A 19,445-nucleotide genomic window follows, 5' to 3' on the forward strand; every position below is an offset into this window, starting at 1 on the left:
CCTCCCAGGCTCTATAATTAGACCAACCTGCACCATACTCTTACTCTGGAGGAAAACGACCGTGCAATTTAATCAGGAAAAAGCTGACGGCTCCTTATACGATTATTTGATTGAACATATAGACACCATGCGCGGCACATGGTCATCCGATTTCTCTTCCGGCAATGCTGCCGATGATTATACAGATCAAAAACTCGAAGAAATGAAAAAGGTCTTTGCCCAGGAGCTTATTCATGTATTCCGGGAGGAAGAAACCCAGTTTTACGAGCATTTTGAAGAAAAAATCAGTGCCATTGTGGAAGAGAACAAAGAAATGTGGCAGCCGATGCTCACTATTCAGGAAGAGTTCACTTATTACCGCAACGCCATTTTAGAACAGATCCGCCTGTTTGTTCACCAATATGAGGAATCGATTCCCATCGATCACGTACTCGACTGGCAGCGCAAAGCACTTCAGGCTTTCGATTACGCCGGGCGGGCGTTCATGAAAGAAGCCATTTATCATATGAACGAACAGATGCAGCTGAAAGAAGCAATGATCCTGGAGCTTTCCTCCCCGATCATATTGATTCAAAAGAAAACCGGCCTGCTTCCGCTCATCGGCCATATCGATGAACAGCGGGGACAGGTGATTGTGGAGAATACGTTAAAGCAATGCACCGAGAGCGAACTAACACGTCTGTATATCGACCTTTCGGGCGTGCGTGATATCACTACATTCGTCGCCCAGCGCATTATGCAGCTTGCCACTGCCTTAAAGCTGGTCGGCGTGGAAACTACGCTGTGCGGCATGCGCCCGGAGATGGCCCAGACTGCTGTCCAGCTTGGCATCAGCTTTAAAGACATTGATATCGTTTCCGAGCTGACCCATGCGCTGCGGACAAACTATGCTTTATAAAAAAACAGAGCCTCTGAGCATCTGAATGTTCAGAGGCTTTAGTCTGCACGGCCGATTTTATACATATTTCATCATTTCCGCTTAATTCAACCATATATGACATTTGTCATTTTTTCACCCTGACGTCTATGACTTACAGGCGGAGTCAAAATTTTATATCCTATTAATAGAGACACACCCCATAAAGCAGGGAGCGATTAACCATGAGCAGACAAGAACAAATGCAATTGAAAAAAAGTGCCGCACCTTACGCACATTCTGACCATAAAGCAAGTATTATTCAGCTATGCAACTCCATTCTTCCTCTCTTAGCCCTTTGGGCGCTTGCGTACGCAGCATATTCCATCTCTCCTTTTATAACTGTTGCCCTCGCCATTATCGCCGGAGGCTTTGTCGTCCGTACATTTATCATTTTTCACGACTGCACACACGGTTCATTTTTCAAAAGCAGCAAAGCGAATGACCGGATTGGCACGTTAACTGGGATCATTACTCACTTTTCTTACGCAAAATGGAAAAGAAGCCATATGATGCACCACTCCACCAGCGGCAACCTAGACAAACGGGGCACCGGTGATGTTTGGGTCATGACCGTCGAAGAATACCAAAACGCCAGCAAATGGCTCCGACTCAGCTACCGCCTGTACCGCAACCCATTTGTGCTTTTCTTTTTAGGCCCGTTTTACCTGTTTCTTGTTGAGAACCGCTTCAACCGCAAAAATGCGAAGAAAAAAGAACGCCTGAACACGTATTTCACGAATATTTCTATTGTAGTTATTTACGCTTTGTTAATCTGGCTTGTCGGCTGGGCTGCATTTTTCACCATTCAGATTCCTATGCTTTTCACAGCCGGATTTCTCGGCATCTGGTTATTTTATGTCCAACACACGTTTGAAGACTCCTACTTTGAAAACGAAGACAAATGGGACTTTGTAAAAGCTGCAGTAGACGGCAGTTCTTACTACGAGCTTCCAAAAGTACTCCAGTGGATTACCGGCAATATCGGCTACCATCACGTGCATCACCTCAGCCCACGTGTACCGAACTATAATTTGGCAAAAACCCATGAAAACATTGAACCACTACAGCAGGCTACAAAGATTACTCTTGGTACAAGTCTCACATCCATTCGGTTCCGGCTGTACGATGAAAAAAATAAGACGTTTGTCAGCTTTAAAGACGCTAATATCCGCAGCAAAAAACAGGCAGAGGCTTCCAGAACCTCTCCAGCACCGTCTGATAAAAAATCTTAAACACAAACCCTTCTCTGTTACGGAGAGGGGTTTGTTATACTTAATATAAAGAAATGCTATGCCTCATGAAAAAGGAGCCCGTTTATGCAGAACTGGTTCGATATCTTCCCAAAAAGCACAGGCCTCAGCTTATACGCCTGGATCATCTTCTGTTTACTGCCATTTTATTTTATTATCCGCTCTGCTACGTACTTTGAAATTATCCTCGGTGTTTTTATGATTCTTCTGTTCTTTACGACTTATCGTTTATCCTTCATCAAAAAAGGCTGGACGGTTTATTTATCTGTAAGCATTGAAATGCTGATCAGTATAGGGATGACCCTTTATTTCGGTTATGTTTATTTTTCCCTGTTTTTAGCTTTCTTTATTGGTAATATCCAGCATAAAGCAGGCTTTATAACCCTGTATGTCCTCCACCTGATTACCACCCTGGCTGCTGTCACTATTGGGTTTTACGTTCAGAGCGAGCTGTTTCTGATGCAGCTTCCCTTTATCGTGATCAGCGTCATCGGCGTCATTCTTCTTCCTTTTAACATCTACAACCGCAACAAACGCGAAAAGCTTGAAACCGAGCTTCATGAGGCTAATCAACGCATTTCCCAGCTCGTCGTCCTTGAAGAACGGCAGCGCATTGCCAGAGATCTGCACGACACCCTTGGGCAGAAGCTCTCCTTGATTGGTTTAAAAAGTGAACTTGCAGGAAAGTTAATAGATACTAAGCCCGAACGGACCCAGGCGGAATTAACAGACATTCACCAGACTGCACGCACCGCGTTAAAAGAAGTGCGGGAGCTTGTATCAGATATGAAAGGCGCACGGCTGAGTGACGAACTTCTCCGTGTGGAAGAGATTCTTCAGGCCGCAGGCATTAATCTTCATGTAAAGGGAAGTGCGAGCTTCAACGAAGCTCCGCCTCTCATTGAAAACGTACTCAGCATGTGCTTAAAGGAAGCTGTGACCAACGTTGTCAAACACAGCGAAGCAGAAAACTGTTATATTACGATCGATCAATCCACAACCAGCCTCTCTCTTACAGTCGAAGACGACGGCAAAGGCATGTCCTCTGAGCAGAAATCCTGGTCCGAAAGCGGCCTGCAGGGCATTAAAGAGCGCCTCGGGTTCATCAACGGCCAGTTGAACTATCACTCCTCCGAAGGCACAAAGCTTGCTATTCAAGTACCCCTGGTCATTCAGCAAATCAAATGAAGGGAAGGCCGCCAGCTATGATACGAATAGTAATCGTCGAGGATCAGCAGATGCTTTTAGGAGCGCTTGGTTCTCTTCTCGATTTAGAAGAAGATATGAAAGTAGTAGGTAAAGCAGAGAACGGGCAGGAAGCTTTGAGCCTTATTGATAAAGAACAGCCGGATATATGCATTATGGATATTGAGATGCCGGTAAAAAGCGGGTTAGAGGCTGCAGAGGAACTAAAGGAAAGCACATGCAAAATTATTATTCTCACCACCTTCGCCCGCACCGGTTATTTTGAACGGGCCCGAAAAGCGGGAATCAGCGGCTATCTTTTGAAAGACAGCCCGAGTGAAGAGCTGGCTCAGTCTATCCGCATTATTATGAGCGGCAGAAAAGTCTATTCCCCTGATTTGGTGGACCTTGCATATAACACTGCCGCCACACTCACCAAACGTGAAGAAGAAGTGCTCGCTTTAATTGCAGAGGGGAAAAGCACTACAGCCATAGCCCGGCAGCTCTCCCTTACCAATGGTACTGTAAGAAACTATATTTCGGTTATTTTCGATAAGCTTGAAGTAAGCAACCGTGTGGAAGCCGTCACTAAATTCCAGGAATTGAAGCATTAAATGCAGCCTGCTGCTCCGGTTTGCATATGCAGCAGGCTTCTGCTATACTATTTCCATACAATATACATGTATGGGTATAAAAAGAAAGGGGAATTCACATGATCGCAACACTTCCTCGCATTAATGAACTGGCGAGAAAAAAAGTAAATCAGGGACTGACTGCACAAGAGCAGCAGGAGCAAAAGCAGCTTCGTGAAGAGTACCTTCAGATGATCCGCGGATCGATGGAAGCGACTCTGCTTACCACCACCGTACAGGACCCGGAAGGTAACGATGTAACACCGGATAAATTAAAAAACATTCAATCCTAAAGAGCCTTAATATAAAAAGCCGGTACGCTCAGCAAAACAGCGTACCGGCTTAATTTTATTCTTTTTGCGGACCTTCACTGAGTGTACTGAAGGCTGTAAGTCCAAAAACGGTCGTAATGAACATAATAAACCCCATTGGGACAGCTGTCGTTTCATCAATGCCGGCAAGCGGCGAAACAATAGAGCCAATCAGAAGCGGAAGCATGCCGAGCAGCGCACTTGCACTCCCTGCCCGGTGGCCCTGTTTGGCAATCGCGAGCGTAAAAGAGCTTGTCAGTACCATCCCCATCGCTGTCATATAAATAAAGATGGGAATGACAAGCAGCGCGAGCGGGCCTTCAATGATTGTCATCACGAGAAGAAAAGAACTCGCACTTACCGCTGTGATCACCGCTGTGCGCAGCAGTTTACGTTCAGCAATAATGCCGGCAAGCCGGCCGATTAAAAAGCTTCCGGTGATAATCGCCAGACCGTTGATGCCAAATAGCACACTGAATACCTGGGCAGAGACCCCGTAAATCTCCTGATACACAAACGGCGTACCGGAAACGTAGGCAAAGCTTCCGCCGTGCACGAAGCCAAGCGTTAAGGCATAGCCGATAAAAGAACGGTCCTTCCACAAATCACCAATGGTGCGAATCGTATATTTGAGTGAGCTCGGCGTCCTTTTTTCTTCCGGAAGGGTCTCCTCGAGCCGGAAACCAATCGTAACTACGATGGCAAGCCCAACGATCGCAAGGAAAAGAAAAATTGTCGACCAGCTCGAAAACGGCAGAAGCAAAATAGCTCCCCCGATCATTGGCGCCGCCATAGGGGCGATGGCGTTAATCACCATCAATAATGAAAAGAACTGAGTCAGTTCCTTTCCACTGAAAATGTCCCTTACCACCGCCCGGGAAACGACGATACCGGCAGAAGCCGTCAAACCCTGCAGCAGCCTCGCAGCAATCAATATGTATATATTTGGTGCAATTGCGCAAATAAACGAAGCTGCCGCAAACAGCGTAATTGAAACCAGCAGCGGCTTTCTTCTTCCTTTTGCATCACTAATCGGCCCGACGATCACCTGACCGACTGCAAGCCCTACAAGACAGGCAGTTAAACTAAGCTGCACCATAGAAGCTCGGGCGTTCAGATCTGCCGCTATGCCCGGGAAGCTTGGCAGGTACATATCAATGTTGAGCGGCCCGAGGATCGCAAGCATACTAAGAATCAGCGCCAGACCAATCCGCTCTTTTCCTTTAGGATTCTGAATCATATAGAAGGAACACCTTTCTGCTTGAAATGGACCGTGCATCCGCATGCAATTTTACAGTTTCTGCATACGTTAGTTATTCTATCCCGTTTCCGGGCCTATGTACACCTTGTTTCGCTATAAGGCCTCAGTTCAGCCTAAGATTTGGTTGTTTCCAGTTTTACTCAATAACAGATATTCCAATGGGAAACACTGCGCCCAATGCTATCGTAAACACAATCATAAAATACGTTAGAAAAGCGAACTTAGGACGATGTTCACTGCCAATAATATGATTGAGATGAATTTCCATAAAAATAAGGGTTAACAATCCTGTAGCAGCTTTTAAAAATACAGCTGGAAAATCCGGCGTCAGGCCTATTAATAATCCACCGGAGATCATCCCCGGTAAATACGCGCCCCGGAGCACTTAATGCACCCCCACAGCGAGCCTGTTTTTTCCTGTCTGGTAAAAAACATTTGCAGAAACGAACAATACCAGCAGGAGGGCTATCATTGAAAGGTGTGACGTAACAAGGAATTGCACTATTTGCGGGGTCATTTTCTCTTCCTTTCTTAACTTTAATTCACAATGCTTCCACTATACTAAAGAAAATTTAGTTTGACGAAGTTTTATAATTTTATATAACAGTATTGATATTTATACAACTGTTATAATACAATGGTATTATATTCTGGGAGCAGCTTCTTCTGTTCTCTTACCTTGAAGGAGGAATAGTATGACCACGTACCGATCGGCAGACAGACTTCATGTGCACCCTTCTTTATATCAATTTATTAACGAAGAAGTACTTCCCGGCTCCGGACTGGAACAAAAACAATTTTGGCAGGACTTCGGAAAGATTGTTCACGATTTGACTCCTGAAAACGAAGTCCTTCTGCACACGAGAGACAATCTGCAGAATCAGATTCACGAATGGCATCAGGCTCACTCCCGGTGGAACCTGAATCAGTACCGGACGTTCCTTGAAAACATCGGTTACCTTGAACCAGGACCGGACGATTTTCAAATTGCGACTGAGCAAACGGACGAAGAAATATCCACGCAGGCTGGCCCGCAGCTTGTCGTTCCCATCAGTAACGAACGCTTCGCCATTAACGCTGCCAACGCCCGTTGGGGAAGTCTTTACGACTCTTTATATGGGAGCGATATCATCAATGAAGAAGGTGGGGCTGAGCAGCAGAAAGCCTACAACCCCGTGCGCGGAGAAAAGGTCGTTGCTTATGCTAAACAATTTTTAGATGAATACTTTCCTCTGCGCAGCCATTCCCACAAGGATGTCGCCAGCTATTCGATCGAAAACGGCCGTCTCGAAGTTTCTTTTCAGGATGGCAGCAAGGATCAGCTTCAATATCCCGAACAATTTGCGGGTTACCAGGGCGCAAGCTCCCAGCCGGTAGCTGTTCTTTTACAGCATCACCGGCTGCACATCGAAATTCAAATTGATTACGGCCACCCGATTGGCAAAACCGATCCGGCTGGAGTAAAAGATGTGGTCGTCGAGTCTGCGCTTACGACTATTATGGATTGCGAGGACTCTGTAGCTGCTGTAGATGCTGAAGATAAAACACTGGTTTACCGCAACTGGCTCGGGCTCATTAAAGGAGATATTAACGCCCGGTTCCAAAAAGGCGATAAAACAGTAACACGCATTATGAATCCGGACCGCAGCTACACGTCTCCTGCAGGCGAAGAATTTACTCTCTCAGGCCGCTCTCTGATGCTGAACCGGAACGTCGGCCATTTGATGACAACCGATGCCATATTAAATGAAAAGGAAGAAGAAATTCCTGAAGGCATTATGGACGGTGTCATTACGAGCCTTATTGCCAAACACGACCTGCTCGGGAACGGAAAATACAGAAACTCCCGCGAAGGTTCCATCTATATTGTAAAGCCAAAAATGCACGGTTCTAAAGAAGCAGCCTTTGCAAACAAGCTGTTTGACCGTATTGAAGACATGCTGCATCTGGAACGCAACACCTTGAAAATAGGAGTTATGGACGAGGAACGAAGAACAACGATTAACCTGAAAGCATGCATCAGGGAAGTTAAAGACCGTGTAATGTTCATCAATACCGGTTTTCTGGACCGGACCGGCGATGAAATTCATACCTCCATGGAGGCAGGACCGATGATCCGGAAAGGCGAAATGAAAACCTCCGCCTGGCTCGGAAGCTACGAAAAATCAAACGTACAGACCGGACTGGCCGCCGGCTTCGAACAGCGCGCCCAGATCGGTAAAGGAATGTGGGCAATGCCCGAGCAGCTGGCAGCTATGATGGATCAGAAAGACGGCCAGTTAAAAGCTGGAGCTTCCACCGCCTGGGTGCCGTCACCAACGGCCGCCGCGTTGCACGCTCTCCATTATCACGAGGTCGATGTCCCGGAGGTTCAAAAAGATTTAAAGCAGTTATCGGAATCTCACCTTGATTCTATTTTAACTATACCCACTGCCACTAGTACTGACTGGTCATCAGCAGAGGTACAGGAAGAGCTCGATAATAACGCTCAAGGCATTCTTGGATATGTTGTACGCTGGGTCGAGCTTGGCATCGGCTGCTCTAAGGTCCCTGACATCAACAACGTTGCTCTTATGGAAGACCGGGCAACGCTTCGCATCTCCAGCCAGCACATTGCCAACTGGCTTCACCACCACCTTTGCTCCAGGCAGCAGGTAATGGAAACATTCAAACGAATGGCCGCTGTTGTAGATGAACAAAACGCCCACGACCCCGAATACCGCCCGATGAGCCCGGATTTTGAACAGTCAACCGCCTTTCAGGCCGCATGCGATTTAGTATTCCAGGGGTACAATCAGCCAAACGGATACACCGAACCTATCCTGCACAGACGCCGCAGAGAAGCTAAGAATCGTTTAAAAGCAGAGGTTAAATAACTTCTTCCCCCTTCCTCAGGCCTTCCAATGTATGGAAAGCCTGAGGGTCTTTTTTGTGCCCGTACCCAGGCCCTTCTTGTACATATGTACACAGCAAAAAGCCGGTGCCCCTATTGCAACGCGGGCGCCGGCTTTTTGCTGTTATTCTTCGGTTTTACTTAAGCAGTGATCGCACTGGATCATTGGTGTTTCCTGGTGCTCTGTCATTTCGCCTCCGCAGTCGCTGCAAATCATTGTCGGCATTTCGCTTTGGTATTCCATCGTTGTTTCTCTCATTGGAAAAACCTCCTTATAATTTTTTAATGCTTACCGGCTGAACTGACTTGATTCTGTAGAGCCCTTCATCGCTGTTGTGGATGATTTTCCGCTTGAAATGGTAGTTGCTACCTGGTCGAAGTATCCTGTACCAACCTCCCGCTGGTGGCGCGTTGCGGTGTAGCCATGGTCTTCGTTGGCAAATTCCTTTTGCTGAAGTTCGGAATAAGCACCCATCCCGCGTTTCTTATAGCCGCCAGCCAGTTCAAACATGCTGTTATTAAGAGCATGGAAGCCGGCCAGTGTAACAAACTGGAACTTGTACCCCATCTCGCCCAGCTGTTCCTGAAAGGTTTCAATTTCTTCGTCACTCAGTTTTGCTTTCCAGTTAAAGGAAGGCGAGCAATTGTAGGCAAGCATTTTCCCCGGGAATTTTTCGTGAATCGCATCTGCAAATTTCTTTGCTTCCTCAAGGTTTGGTTCAGAGGTTTCGCACCAGACAAGATCAGCGTACGGTGCATAAGCAAGTCCCCTTGCAATAGCCTGGTCCAGGCCGTTATTTGTACGGTAAAAGCCTTCCTCGGTCCGCTCGTTGCTTCGGATAAATGAGTGATCATAGGCGTCAATGTCACTTGTAAGCAGATCGGCCGCATTCGCATCGGTTCTGGCCACGATAATTGTCGGTACTCCCATTACATCTGCTGCGAGTCTTGCAGAAATGAGATTTTGGATAGCGGTGCTCGTCGGTATCAATACCTTTCCGCCCAGGTGGCCGCATTTCTTTTCAGAGGCAAGCTGGTCTTCAAAATGAACACCGGCGGCTCCCGCTTCGATCATCGACTTGGTTAATTCGAACACGTTCAGCCGTCCGCCAAATCCCGCTTCCCCGTCGGCTACGATTGGAGCAAAAAAGTTTGTTTCATCATTTCCTTCAAGATGTTCAATCTGATCTGCCCGCTGCAGTGCCTGGTTGATACGCTGTACTACGTGCGGAACGCTGTTGGCAGGATATAAGCTCTGGTCCGGATACATATGGCCGGAGAGGTTGGCGTCAGCGGCAACCTGCCAGCCGCTTAAATAAATCGCTTTCAATCCTGCTTTCACCTGCTGCACGGCCTGGTTGCCGGTAAGTGCCCCAAGCGCTCGTACGAACGGATCCTCCTGCATTAAATTCCAAAGACGATTCGCCCCCATATCAGCGAGTGTATATTCTACTTTGATCGAACCACGAAGCTTCAACACATCCTCTGCTGAATACGGGCGTGTAATTCCTTTCCACCGTTCCTCGTTCTCCCAGGCTTCTTCCATCTGCTTTACATCTTCCTGACGAATCATATGTCTCTCTCCTTTTTCTTCAGATTAAACAAATTTGAAATGCAGCTGCGTTTTCTGTTATAGTACAATTTGTTTTGTTGAGACTATATTATAACAGTATGTATTTTACGTCAACTGTTTTATAGTAATTTTTTGAAATTTTTATTTCCCTCTGTATCAAAAGTTTACAACGCCCGCTTTAAATGAATTCTCTTTTTAAGTAATAATTTTTTTAAATCTTTTTCTGTATTAATACAGAAAAAAATAATTTTCCTTAGTCGAATGCTTCCACCTTAAAGTCGCCGCTTCCGCGAAACTTGCAGGCTTTTCCATTGACGAAGCCAACCGGTTCTACTATGATATGTTCTTTATGTCCGGCTGCTGAAAATCGCTTCTTGCTGTCCCGACTTTTCTCTGCCCGCATAAACCTTTACTCCATATAAAAGAAAGTAGGAATATTTGTGTCTTCACAATCCCCGAATCATTGGAAAAACAATGACTGGCCGGTCACGCTTCTCAGCGGTGGACTGTTGATTTTATTTGTTGTTTTTTCTCTTATTAACGCTGGAGCCGTCGGCCAGTTTGTCACCACCACCTTTAACTGGGCCGTTACCTTTTTCGGAGCCTTTTGGCAGGTTCTTTTACTTGCCACTTTTTTCATCGGCCTCTACATCGGCTTTTCGAAATACGGACGTGTACGCCTTGGTAATTTAGCAGAACCGGAATTCAGCTATTTTAAATGGCTTTCCATCATTATGTGTACTTTGCTGGCCGGCGGCGGTGTTTTCTGGGCCGCAGCGGAGCCTATTTATCATTTCATGGATCTTCCCCCGGTATTTTCCGGGCTTGAAAGCAGCTCCTCCGAAGCAGTACAGCCTGCGCTCGCTCAAAGCTTTCTGCACTGGGGCTTTCTCGCCTGGGCTATTCTCGGAACACTGAGCACTATAGTGTTAATGCATGCCCATTATGATAAAGGCATGCCTCTTCGTCCGCGGACGCTTCTTTATCCGGTCTTCGGCGAAAAAATCGCTGTTCACAGTCCGCTCGGCACTATCGTGGATGTGTGTTCGATCGTTTCGGTCGCTGCCGGTACTATTGGTCCTATTGGCTTTTTAGGTACTCAGGCAGGCTATGGTTTTGAGACCCTTATGGGGATTCCCAACAACTTCCCGACACAGTTTATGATTATTGCCGGACTTGTAGCTATTGCTTCTATATCCGCTGTCACCGGCATTCATAAAGGCATTCAGCTTTTAAGCCGGTTCAATGTATGGTTTACGATTGTTTTAATTTTATTTATCTTACTTATTGGCCCGGGCGGCTTTATTTTAGACGCCTTTATCTCTTCGTTCGGGGTTTATACGCAGGAATTTGCCCAAATGAGCAGTTTTCGCGGAAGCAATGAGTGGCTCGGTTTATGGACAGTCTTTTTCTGGGGATGGTTTTTAGGCTACGGTCCGATGATGGCCATTTTCATTACGAGAATTTCCCGTGGCAGAACGATCCGGCAGCTGATCCTGGCCGTGGCTGTTATCGCCCCGCTCGTGACAAATTTCTGGTTTACCATCGTTGGCGGTTCGGGCATCTTCTATGAATTAAACAATCCAGGCTCAGTTTCAGATGCCCTGTTTGAATCAGGCATGCCTGCGTCGATGATAGCAATTGTGCAGCAGCTGCCGCTCGGCACCTTTATCGCTTTCTGCTTTTTGTTAGTTACTATTCTTTTCGTGGTGACTACGACAGATTCTATGTCCTACACAATTTCAATTGTAGTCAGTGACAGCGAAGAGCCTCATCCTGCCATTCGTGTATTCTGGGTGATTATTATGGGAGCCGTAGCTGCCTGTCTGTTGTTTATCGGTGAAGGCAGCGTGGACGCCCTGCAGTCATTTATTGTAGTTGCCGCCGTCCCCGTCTCCCTTATTCTGCTGCCAACGCTCTGGCTCGCACCGAAAGCAGCCAAAGCAATGGCACAAAAACAGGGGATTACATCATCCTCTTCCATAGATGGTGAAATAAAAAAAGAAGCAAAATAATATGCCGCAGAGAAAGGGAAATCTCCTTTTCTCTGTTTTTTTATATTTTTTTCAACAATTTCTTTCGGAATCCGATAAAATAGATAGGAAATAAAGCTATACAAGCGTACGTTTTGAATAGGGGGACCTAAGATCATGAATCAATGCTCCAGCTGTACAGCCCTGCCTGATTTGGAATCTTCCGGGTATCTGTTGTTCACTCATACAGCCTTCAGTGTACTCCGTGAGCTTCATTATCATTTGCTTCGAAGCGGTTACACTTCCTACATTCAGGATAATACGCTGCATTATTACTACTCTGCCGTTCAGACGCTCGGGCCTTTTTTGAATTTCATTGAACACAACCTTCCCGGAGACCTAGCCGGGTTAAAGGGCGCCTGGACAGGTAAAAATCAACAGACCCATGCGAACATGATTCATTTTCAGCAACTAAAGGAACGAGTTTCCCAGCCTTCATTTATGACCGTTATAAATGATCAGCAGTTCACTCACCACATGCAGCCGATTATTCAATTGAACACCGGAGAAGTAATGGGATACGAATTTCTCATGCGTCCGCGGGCAGATGCTGCCCAGTTCCGGCCGGATCAGCTGTTTTCTTTTTCCCAGCAGAGCGGCCTTCAGTCGCTTTTAGACAACCGGGCGCGCATCGCATCTATTAAAACAAGTGCCAAATATCTAAAGCCCGGTATCAAACGGTTTATTAACTTTCTGCCCTCTTCGATCTATGATCCAGATCACTGCCTGCTTTCCACATTTGCCACCGCCAGAAGCTGCGGTATTTCTACGAAGGACCTTGTATTTGAAGTGGTGGAAACAGAAAATTTTGAAAATCCCGGACTCCTGCTTCGTATTTTTCAAACCTTTCAATCGCACGGTGCACGCGTTGCTTTAGATGATCTTGGAGCAGGCTACTCGACGATTGATGTTATGGAGGAGCTCCAGCCGCATTACGTAAAAATCGACCGTTCGCTTGTCGATCGGTGCGACCAGGACATTAAAAAGCAGCAGCGACTGGAAAAAATCGTTTCGCGCGCAGGCAGCTATGGTATTATTACGCTGGCCGAGGGAATCGAGCGTTCTGAAGAATTAAACTGTGTGCGCGAACTTGGATTTGATCTGGCCCAGGGATACTTGATCGGAAAACCAAAAGCGGTGCCCGAAGCCCCTTCGATTTCTGGCTGCTCAGAATGAACTTAATTTATTTCCCGGGCAATAAAAAGGACCGAAGCTGAAAAGCCGGTCCTTTTTGCTTTATTTTTTTACGGTCAAACGGCTTTAATGAATGAATAGACTCAGGCCAAAGGTCCACAGGCAGACAAATAACAGAAGGTACAGGCTGTATTTGAGCGTCATTTTCATTAATTGCCCTTCCCTGCCTGTCTGCCCTACAGCAGCAGTCGCAATGGCAATGGACTGCGGAGAAATCAGCTTCGCCATTACACCCCCTGCCGTGTTGGCAGCTACCAGCAGAGCCCCATCAACGCCAACTCCCGCAGCAGCTGTCGTTTGAATAGAAGCAAACAGCGTATTATTATTTACGACCGAGCCTGTCATAAATACTCCAATCCAGCCAAGCACCGGTGAGAGGAAAGGAAAAATATTTCCTGTCATAGCGGCCGCTTCTCCCATAGCCATCGTCAGTCCGCCATAGGTGGCAAGCTTAGCTACTGCAAGAATGGCACAAATAGTGACGATTGGCAGCCACAGCTCTTTTACAGTCTGCATTAATTCTGCCTTCGCCCTGGACCAGCTCATATTTTTGGCAAACAGCACTGTGACGAGCACCGCCAGCAGAATCGCTGTACCTGTTGCCCCGATAAAGTTCAGGTTAAATACAATTCCCTGGCCCGCGGAGCTGCTGTATGTTCCAGGAAGAATAAAACCAAGCACCGCAGGGGAAAGCATGCCACTGTCTTCAAAAAGTGCTTTAAATCCTGGAAAGCTCCATATCATGATAAAAATCGTCAGCAGGTAAAACGGTGACCAGGCAAACACTACCTTTCTCCACGATCCTTTCGCTTTCGGTTCAGCCTGCACGTACTCTTTACCATCAAGTCGGAATATATTAATCGGACGCCAGAACCGCTGGAGAATAGCAAGAGCCCCCATCGCTGCTAGGGAAGGAATAATATTGGCAAGCTCAGGACCAGCAGTAATCGTAATCACTGCCTGGAGCACCGTATATGTTACAGCTGTGACCAGGATTGCCGGAAGAGTTTCTTTGACACCCTTTAAACCATCCAGAAGAAATATGAGTAAAAACGGTATGCTGAAATTCACCAGCGGAAGCGTGAGCGCAGTCATCTGCGACACGTCCATTGCAGTGATCCCTTCAAGCTGAAGCGTATCAATAATCCCCACTGGCACCCCGATGGCCCCAAAAGCTCCGGCTGCGCCGTTGGCAATCAGACAAAGCATTGCTGCCTGGAGCGGCTGAAACCCGAGCTGAACGAGCAGCACGGCACAAATAGCAATCGGTACTCCAAACCCTGCAGCGCCTTCCAGAAAGGCATTAAAACAAAAACCTATTAATAATAATTGCACCCGCTGGTCCGCGGAAACCGAAGCGATACTGTTTTGGATGGTCTGAAATTTCCCTGAAGCGACCGATACCTTGTACAGCCAGACAGCCATAATAATAATATAGCCGATCGGAAACAGCCCCTGCACAATTCCTTCCGTCACTGCCCCGCCGCTTTGCGCAAGAGGCAGTCCGAAAACTCCCATTGCTATTACAAAGGTAACGCCGAGCGTAAGCAAAGCGGCGTAGATGCCTTTCATTTTGAACAGCGTCAGGCACACCAGAAACAGCAAAATCGGCACTGCAGCTGCCAGAGCAGAAAAAACAATATTTTGAAACGGATCGTACGTTTCCACAAACATGAAAATCACTTCCTTCTCTCCATCTCTATATGTGAATCATTTCACATATAGAGCATACATCAGGATTTAACTCCATACAATATTTTTGTGAATAAATTCACATAATGTTCTAAATTAAAATTTATTCTTTATTTCATCCATAATTTCAGGCTTTTTCTCCATGTAATTGCTGCATTTTAATTTTCAAAAAAGTGCAAAAAAATTAATCACTGGATGCAAAATTTTTTTCCTCCCCGCTCTCTTTCACCTGCTGCTCCCTGCTGTGTGTACTCCCGAAGTTGGCACGGTTCTTGCAACTTTTACAGTAACCTTACTTTAGGAGTGGGTATGCATGGCAGAAACAAAGTCTTCGAGTCAGATTATCGATCAAAACGATAAACACGGTGCCCGAAATTACACACCACTTCCCATTGTTATTACTGAAGCGGAGGGCATATGGGTGAAGGATCCGGAAGGCCGCTCCTATATTGACATGCTGAGTGCATACTCCGCTGTCAATCAGGGCCACCGCCACCCCAAAATTATTCAGGCCCTGAAAGACCAGGCCGACCGGGTAACGCTTACCTCCCGGGCATTTCATAATGATCAGCTTGCTCCTTTTTATGACAAAGTGTCATCCTTAACCAGGAAGAATATGGTGCTTCCCATGAATACCGGGGCTGAAGCAGTAGAAACAGCAGTAAAAGCAATTCGCCGCTGGGGCTATGAAAAGAAAGGTATTCCGGAAGGACGCGCGGAAATTATTGCATGCGCAGGGAACTTTCACGGACGTACGATGAGTGCTGTCTCCCTCTCTTCAGAAGAGGAATACAAACGGGGCTTCGGCCCGATGCTACCGGGTATTAAAATCGTACCGTATGGAGACCTCAAGGCGCTCGAAAAAGCCATTACCCCTTATACAGCCGGATTTTTAGTCGAGCCTATTCAGGGGGAGGCTGGCATTATAATACCCCCTGAAGGATTTTTGCAGCAGGCGTACGAGCTGTGCCGGACCCATCAGGTGCTGTTTGCCGCCGATGAGATCCAATCCGGCCTCGGGCGCTCCGGTAAAACGTTCGCATGCGACTGGGACGGGGTTACTCCTGATATATACATTCTTGGAAAAGCCCTGGGCGGCGGCGTTTTCCCTATATCATGCGTAGCTGCTCATGAGGATATCCTTGGCGTTTTCACCCCGGGCTCCCACGGATCTACCTTCGGCGGCAATCCCCTCGCCTGCGCAGTGGCGGTTGCTTCTCTTGAAGTGATCGAAGAGCAGCAGCTTGCCTCCCGCTCACACGAACTCGGAGAGCATTTTAAACGAAGACTTACCGCCATCACAAACCCTCATATTAAAGAAGTAAGAGGGAGAGGGCTGTTTATCGGCCTCGAACTCGACATTCCGGCGCGCGCCTGCTGTGAGCAGTTAAAAGACAAAGGAATTCTCTGTAAAGAAACACACGAAACTGTTATCCGCTTCGCGCCGCCGCTCGTTATTTCAAAGCAGGACCTCGACTGGGCGGCTGAACGAATTGAAGAAGTGCTTACTGAACTTTAATAATAGGAGGCTTTCAAATGTATACAGCGTACCGTCATGAACCTTTTACTGATTTTACGGATGAAAAGAACCGAAAAGAATTTGCAGAGGCGATCAAAGAAGTCGAAAAAAATCTCGGTCAGGACTACCCGCTGATTATTGGCGGCGAGCGTATTATCACTGGCGAAAAGCTTGTTTCCATCAATCCCGCCAATAAAAAGGAAGTGGTCGGCCGTGTCTCCAAAGCCAACCCCGCATTAATTAATCAGGCGTTCGATGCTGCAAGCGAAGCGTTTCATTCCTGGAGAACAACAAGTGCCGACGCCCGTGCGGAAGTGATGTTCCGGGCAGCTGCAAAAATGCGCCGCCGGAAGCATGAATTATCGGCCACTCTCGTCAAAGAAGGCGGCAAGCCCTGGAAGGAAGCAGATGCCGATGTGGCCGAAGCCATTGATTTCGTCGAGTATTATGCCCGCCAAATGCTCGAACTGAAAAACGGCAAGGCGATTAACAGCCGCGAGGGAGAATACAACCAGTATGTATACCAGCCGCTTGGTGTGGCTGTTACTATCCCACCATGGAATTTCGCCTGCGCCATCATGGTGGGGACAACGGTAGCCCCGCTCGTGACAGGCAACACTGTCCTTTTAAAGCCGGCCGAGCCGACCCCTGTGATTGCTGCGAAGTTTGTCGACATTTTGATTGAATCCGGCGTACCGGACGGCGTCATTAACTTCGTACCCGGAGAGCCTGAAGAAATTGGCGACCACCTCGTGGACCATCCGAAAACAGCGCTCATCAGCTTCACCGGTTCCCGGGCTACCGGTACTCGAATTTATAAAAAAGCCGCCGAAATCCAGGAAGGCCAGCAGCACCTGAAGCGGGTCATCGTTGAAATGGGTGGCAAAGACACGATCGTCGTCGACAGCGAAGCGGATCTCGACACCGCCGCTGAGGCCATTATTGCCTCCGCCTATGGATTTTCCGGCCAGAAATGCTCGGCAGGCTCCAGGGTCGTCGCACACCAGGACGTGTACGACGAAGTCCTGAGCAAAGTGGAAAAACAAGCCAAAGCTTTATCTGTCGGGGATCCAACTTCCTATGACAACTATATGGGCCCTGTCGTCAATCAGAAAGCATTTGATAAAATCACCGGCTATATCGATATCGGCAAACAGGAAGGACGGCTTGTTGCTGGAGGAAAGAGCGACGACTCCAAAGGATATTTCATTGATCCGACCGTCTTCGCCGATCTGGACCCGAAAGCACGCATCATGCAGGAGGAAATCTTCGGCCCGGTCGTTGCTTTTACGAAAGCCTCCTCCTACGAAGAAGCCATTGATATTGCCAACAATACCGAATACGGCTTAACCGGGGCCGTCATATCCAATAACATCGACCGTCTGGAATACGCCAAGCTTCATTTCCACGTCGGCAACCTTTATTTCAACCGTAACTGCACCGGCGCCATCGTCGGATATCACCCATTTGGCGGCTTCAAAATGTCCGGTACTGATGCCAAAGCCGGCGGCCCGGATTACCTGATTCAGCACCTGCATCCAAAAACAATCAGCCAGATGCTTTAAGATTGCTGTTTGTGCTGCTTGAGAGCTTTTACAAAGGAGTTTTCCCCAAAGCGGGAAAACTCTTTTTTTATCGTTGCCCTCTTCCCTTATCTGAGCGTTCACTTTGACAAGACCGCCTGTTTCCTTTAGTTTTATCATGTTGATTAAACCGATAAGAATTTATTAATAAAGGAGGTTCAGCTGGTGAAACACTTGATGAAGCGTTACTTTGATGTGTCGCTGATAGCCAAAATCACAACTGCTCTTGTTGCCGGTATCGCTGCAGGTTTTATTTTCGGTGAAGATGCCGCCGTACTCGCCCCTATAGGCGATCTTATGCTTCGACTGCTTCAGTTTATTATAGTCCCGTTGATTTTATTTACGCTGATTGTAGGGGTTAACCAGACTACTGTCGGCGGTCTCGGTCGGATGGGGGGCAAAGTATTCATTTATTATCTTCTTACCTCCGCTGTGGCAATCGTGGTAGGCACCTCTGTCGCCAGCCTTTTCAACCCTGGCACCGGCACCACACTCGATGGCAGCGAAAGTTTTGAAACCCCGGAAAACCCTGGGGTCACAGAGGTTATATTAAATATTGTTCCAGATAATATTGCCGTAGCCTTTACTGAGATGAACCTTTTGGGCATTATTTTTACCGCCTTTGCTTTTGGCATTGCTTTAACTTATCTGCGTTCGTCTTCAAGCTATAAAGAAATGGGCGAGCGTCTGTACCGCGGGGCAGAAGCCTTAAACGAGCTTACGCTCACCGTTATGAAAGGCATTCTACAGTTCATACCATTTGGTATCTTTGCCATTATCGCTGAGATTGTAGGCAGCCAAGGAGCAAATACGCTTCTTTCCCTCGGTAATTTTATACTCGTGCTGTACGTTGCCCTTGCAGTCCAGCTTGGTCTTTATATTGTCTTTCTTTTAGCCGCCAAAACTAATCTGGGGGCCTTTTTCCGGGAAGCACGCACCCCGATGCTTACGGCCTTCGTCACCCAGAGCAGCTCAGGCACCCTCCCTCTTACACTAAACGCAGCCCGTGACCTTGGATTAAAGCAGAGCCTCTACGGCTTCAGCCTGCCTCTCGGAGCGACAATTAATATGGACGGCGCCGCTATCCGGGTCGCTGTTTCCGCCGTTTTCGCAGCAAACGTTGTAGGCGAGCCGCTCAGCTTTGTGGCCATTCTTCAAATAGTTATAGTCGGCACACTGGCCACGGTCGGTACAGCCGGCGTCCCCGGCGCCGGCATTATCATGATTGCCACCGTTTTCGCCCAGGTCGGCCTTCCAATGGAAGCAGTAGCACTTTTAACCGCTGTTGATGTACTTGTCGGCATGGGAGCAACAGCTTTAAACGTCACCGGAGACCTCGTCGGAACGAAGCTGATCAATAAAACAGAAAAAGCGGGCGATGCTGCCGAAAAATAACAAAA

The 19,445-nt window shown here is 47.4% G+C and carries 17 protein-coding genes; 11 read left to right on the forward strand and 6 right to left on the reverse strand.

Annotated features, from left to right (window positions below):
- The first annotated feature begins 61 nt into the window (after positions 1-61).
- The 5 genes from BLV22_RS08735 to BLV22_RS08755 all read left to right on the forward strand — a co-directional run bounded on the left by BLV22_RS08735 (position 62) and on the right by BLV22_RS08755 (position 4,279).
- On the forward strand, positions 62-898 hold the full coding sequence (locus BLV22_RS08735) for an STAS domain-containing protein (protein WP_091614032.1): 837 nt from the start codon (positions 62-64) through the stop codon (positions 896-898).
- Between the two features lie 203 nt (positions 899-1,101).
- Complete coding sequence (desA, locus tag BLV22_RS08740) at positions 1,102-2,151, forward strand: Delta(5) desaturase DesA (RefSeq protein WP_091614035.1); 1,050 nt, start codon at positions 1,102-1,104, stop codon at positions 2,149-2,151.
- Positions 2,152-2,235: 84 nt separating this feature from the next.
- Positions 2,236-3,357, forward strand: coding sequence for a sensor histidine kinase (locus tag BLV22_RS08745; protein ID WP_091614038.1), 1,122 nt, complete (start codon positions 2,236-2,238; stop codon positions 3,355-3,357).
- 17 nt (positions 3,358-3,374) lie between these two features.
- Positions 3,375-3,968: a response regulator transcription factor gene (locus BLV22_RS08750; RefSeq protein ID WP_091614041.1), complete on the forward strand. Its 594-nt coding sequence runs from the start codon at positions 3,375-3,377 to the stop codon at positions 3,966-3,968.
- Positions 3,969-4,066: 98 nt separating this feature from the next.
- On the forward strand, positions 4,067-4,279 hold the full coding sequence (locus BLV22_RS08755; RefSeq protein WP_091614044.1) for a DUF896 domain-containing protein: 213 nt from the start codon (positions 4,067-4,069) through the stop codon (positions 4,277-4,279).
- 55 nt (positions 4,280-4,334) lie between these two features.
- Here BLV22_RS08755 and BLV22_RS08760 read toward each other — a convergent pair whose 3' ends face one another.
- On the reverse strand, positions 4,335-5,537 hold the full coding sequence (locus BLV22_RS08760) for a Bcr/CflA family efflux MFS transporter (RefSeq protein WP_091614046.1): 1,203 nt from the start codon (positions 5,535-5,537) through the stop codon (positions 4,335-4,337).
- A gap of 157 nt (positions 5,538-5,694) precedes the next feature.
- On the reverse strand, positions 5,695-5,943 hold the full coding sequence (locus BLV22_RS08765; protein WP_091614049.1) for a hypothetical protein: 249 nt from the start codon (positions 5,941-5,943) through the stop codon (positions 5,695-5,697).
- 310 nt (positions 5,944-6,253) lie between these two features.
- On the opposite strand from BLV22_RS08765, the gene BLV22_RS08770 reads away from it, so the two are divergent.
- Positions 6,254-8,434: a malate synthase G gene (locus BLV22_RS08770; protein ID WP_091614051.1), complete on the forward strand. Its 2,181-nt coding sequence runs from the start codon at positions 6,254-6,256 to the stop codon at positions 8,432-8,434.
- A 141-nt stretch (positions 8,435-8,575) separates the two neighbouring features.
- On the opposite strand, the gene BLV22_RS14820 is transcribed toward BLV22_RS08770, so the two are convergent.
- From BLV22_RS14820 to BLV22_RS15040, 3 genes are all read right to left on the reverse strand, one after another.
- Complete coding sequence (locus BLV22_RS14820; protein ID WP_143030971.1) at positions 8,576-8,710, reverse strand: primosomal protein N'; 135 nt, start codon at positions 8,708-8,710, stop codon at positions 8,576-8,578.
- A gap of 30 nt (positions 8,711-8,740) precedes the next feature.
- Entirely contained in the window at positions 8,741-10,024 is a 1,284-nt protein-coding gene (gene aceA / locus BLV22_RS08775; protein ID WP_091614054.1) for an isocitrate lyase, read from the reverse strand.
- Between the two features lie 253 nt (positions 10,025-10,277).
- The gene (locus BLV22_RS15040; protein WP_176967722.1) at positions 10,278-10,427 is read right to left on the reverse strand and encodes a hypothetical protein; all 150 of its coding nucleotides are present in this window, start codon (positions 10,425-10,427) and stop codon (positions 10,278-10,280) included.
- 37 nt (positions 10,428-10,464) lie between these two features.
- Between BLV22_RS15040 and BLV22_RS08780 the strand changes: the two genes are divergently transcribed.
- Both BLV22_RS08780 and BLV22_RS08785 read left to right on the forward strand, forming a co-directional pair.
- Complete coding sequence (locus BLV22_RS08780; RefSeq protein ID WP_091614056.1) at positions 10,465-12,039, forward strand: BCCT family transporter; 1,575 nt, start codon at positions 10,465-10,467, stop codon at positions 12,037-12,039.
- Between the two features lie 135 nt (positions 12,040-12,174).
- On the forward strand, positions 12,175-13,233 hold the full coding sequence (locus BLV22_RS08785; RefSeq protein ID WP_091614059.1) for an EAL domain-containing protein: 1,059 nt from the start codon (positions 12,175-12,177) through the stop codon (positions 13,231-13,233).
- 84 nt (positions 13,234-13,317) lie between these two features.
- On the opposite strand, the gene BLV22_RS08790 is transcribed toward BLV22_RS08785, so the two are convergent.
- Positions 13,318-14,925 carry an L-lactate permease gene (locus BLV22_RS08790; protein WP_091614061.1) on the reverse strand — a complete coding sequence of 536 codons (1,608 nt, stop codon included), beginning with the start codon at positions 14,923-14,925 and terminating at the stop codon, positions 13,318-13,320.
- A 331-nt stretch (positions 14,926-15,256) separates the two neighbouring features.
- Here BLV22_RS08790 and BLV22_RS08795 point away from each other — a divergent pair, with 331 nt between their 5' ends.
- The 3 genes from BLV22_RS08795 to BLV22_RS08805 all read left to right on the forward strand — a co-directional run bounded on the left by BLV22_RS08795 (position 15,257) and on the right by BLV22_RS08805 (position 19,440).
- Complete coding sequence (locus tag BLV22_RS08795) at positions 15,257-16,462, forward strand: ornithine--oxo-acid transaminase (protein ID WP_091614064.1); 1,206 nt, start codon at positions 15,257-15,259, stop codon at positions 16,460-16,462.
- A gap of 17 nt (positions 16,463-16,479) precedes the next feature.
- Positions 16,480-18,027, forward strand: coding sequence for an L-glutamate gamma-semialdehyde dehydrogenase (gene pruA, locus BLV22_RS08800; RefSeq protein WP_091614068.1), 1,548 nt, complete (start codon positions 16,480-16,482; stop codon positions 18,025-18,027).
- Positions 18,028-18,210: 183 nt separating this feature from the next.
- On the forward strand, positions 18,211-19,440 hold the full coding sequence (locus BLV22_RS08805; protein WP_218130600.1) for a dicarboxylate/amino acid:cation symporter: 1,230 nt from the start codon (positions 18,211-18,213) through the stop codon (positions 19,438-19,440).
- Positions 19,441-19,445 lie beyond the last annotated feature (5 nt).

It is taken from the genome of Marinococcus luteus (assembly GCF_900106595.1).
Lineage (GTDB): Bacteria > Bacillota > Bacilli > Bacillales > Marinococcaceae > Marinococcus > Marinococcus luteus.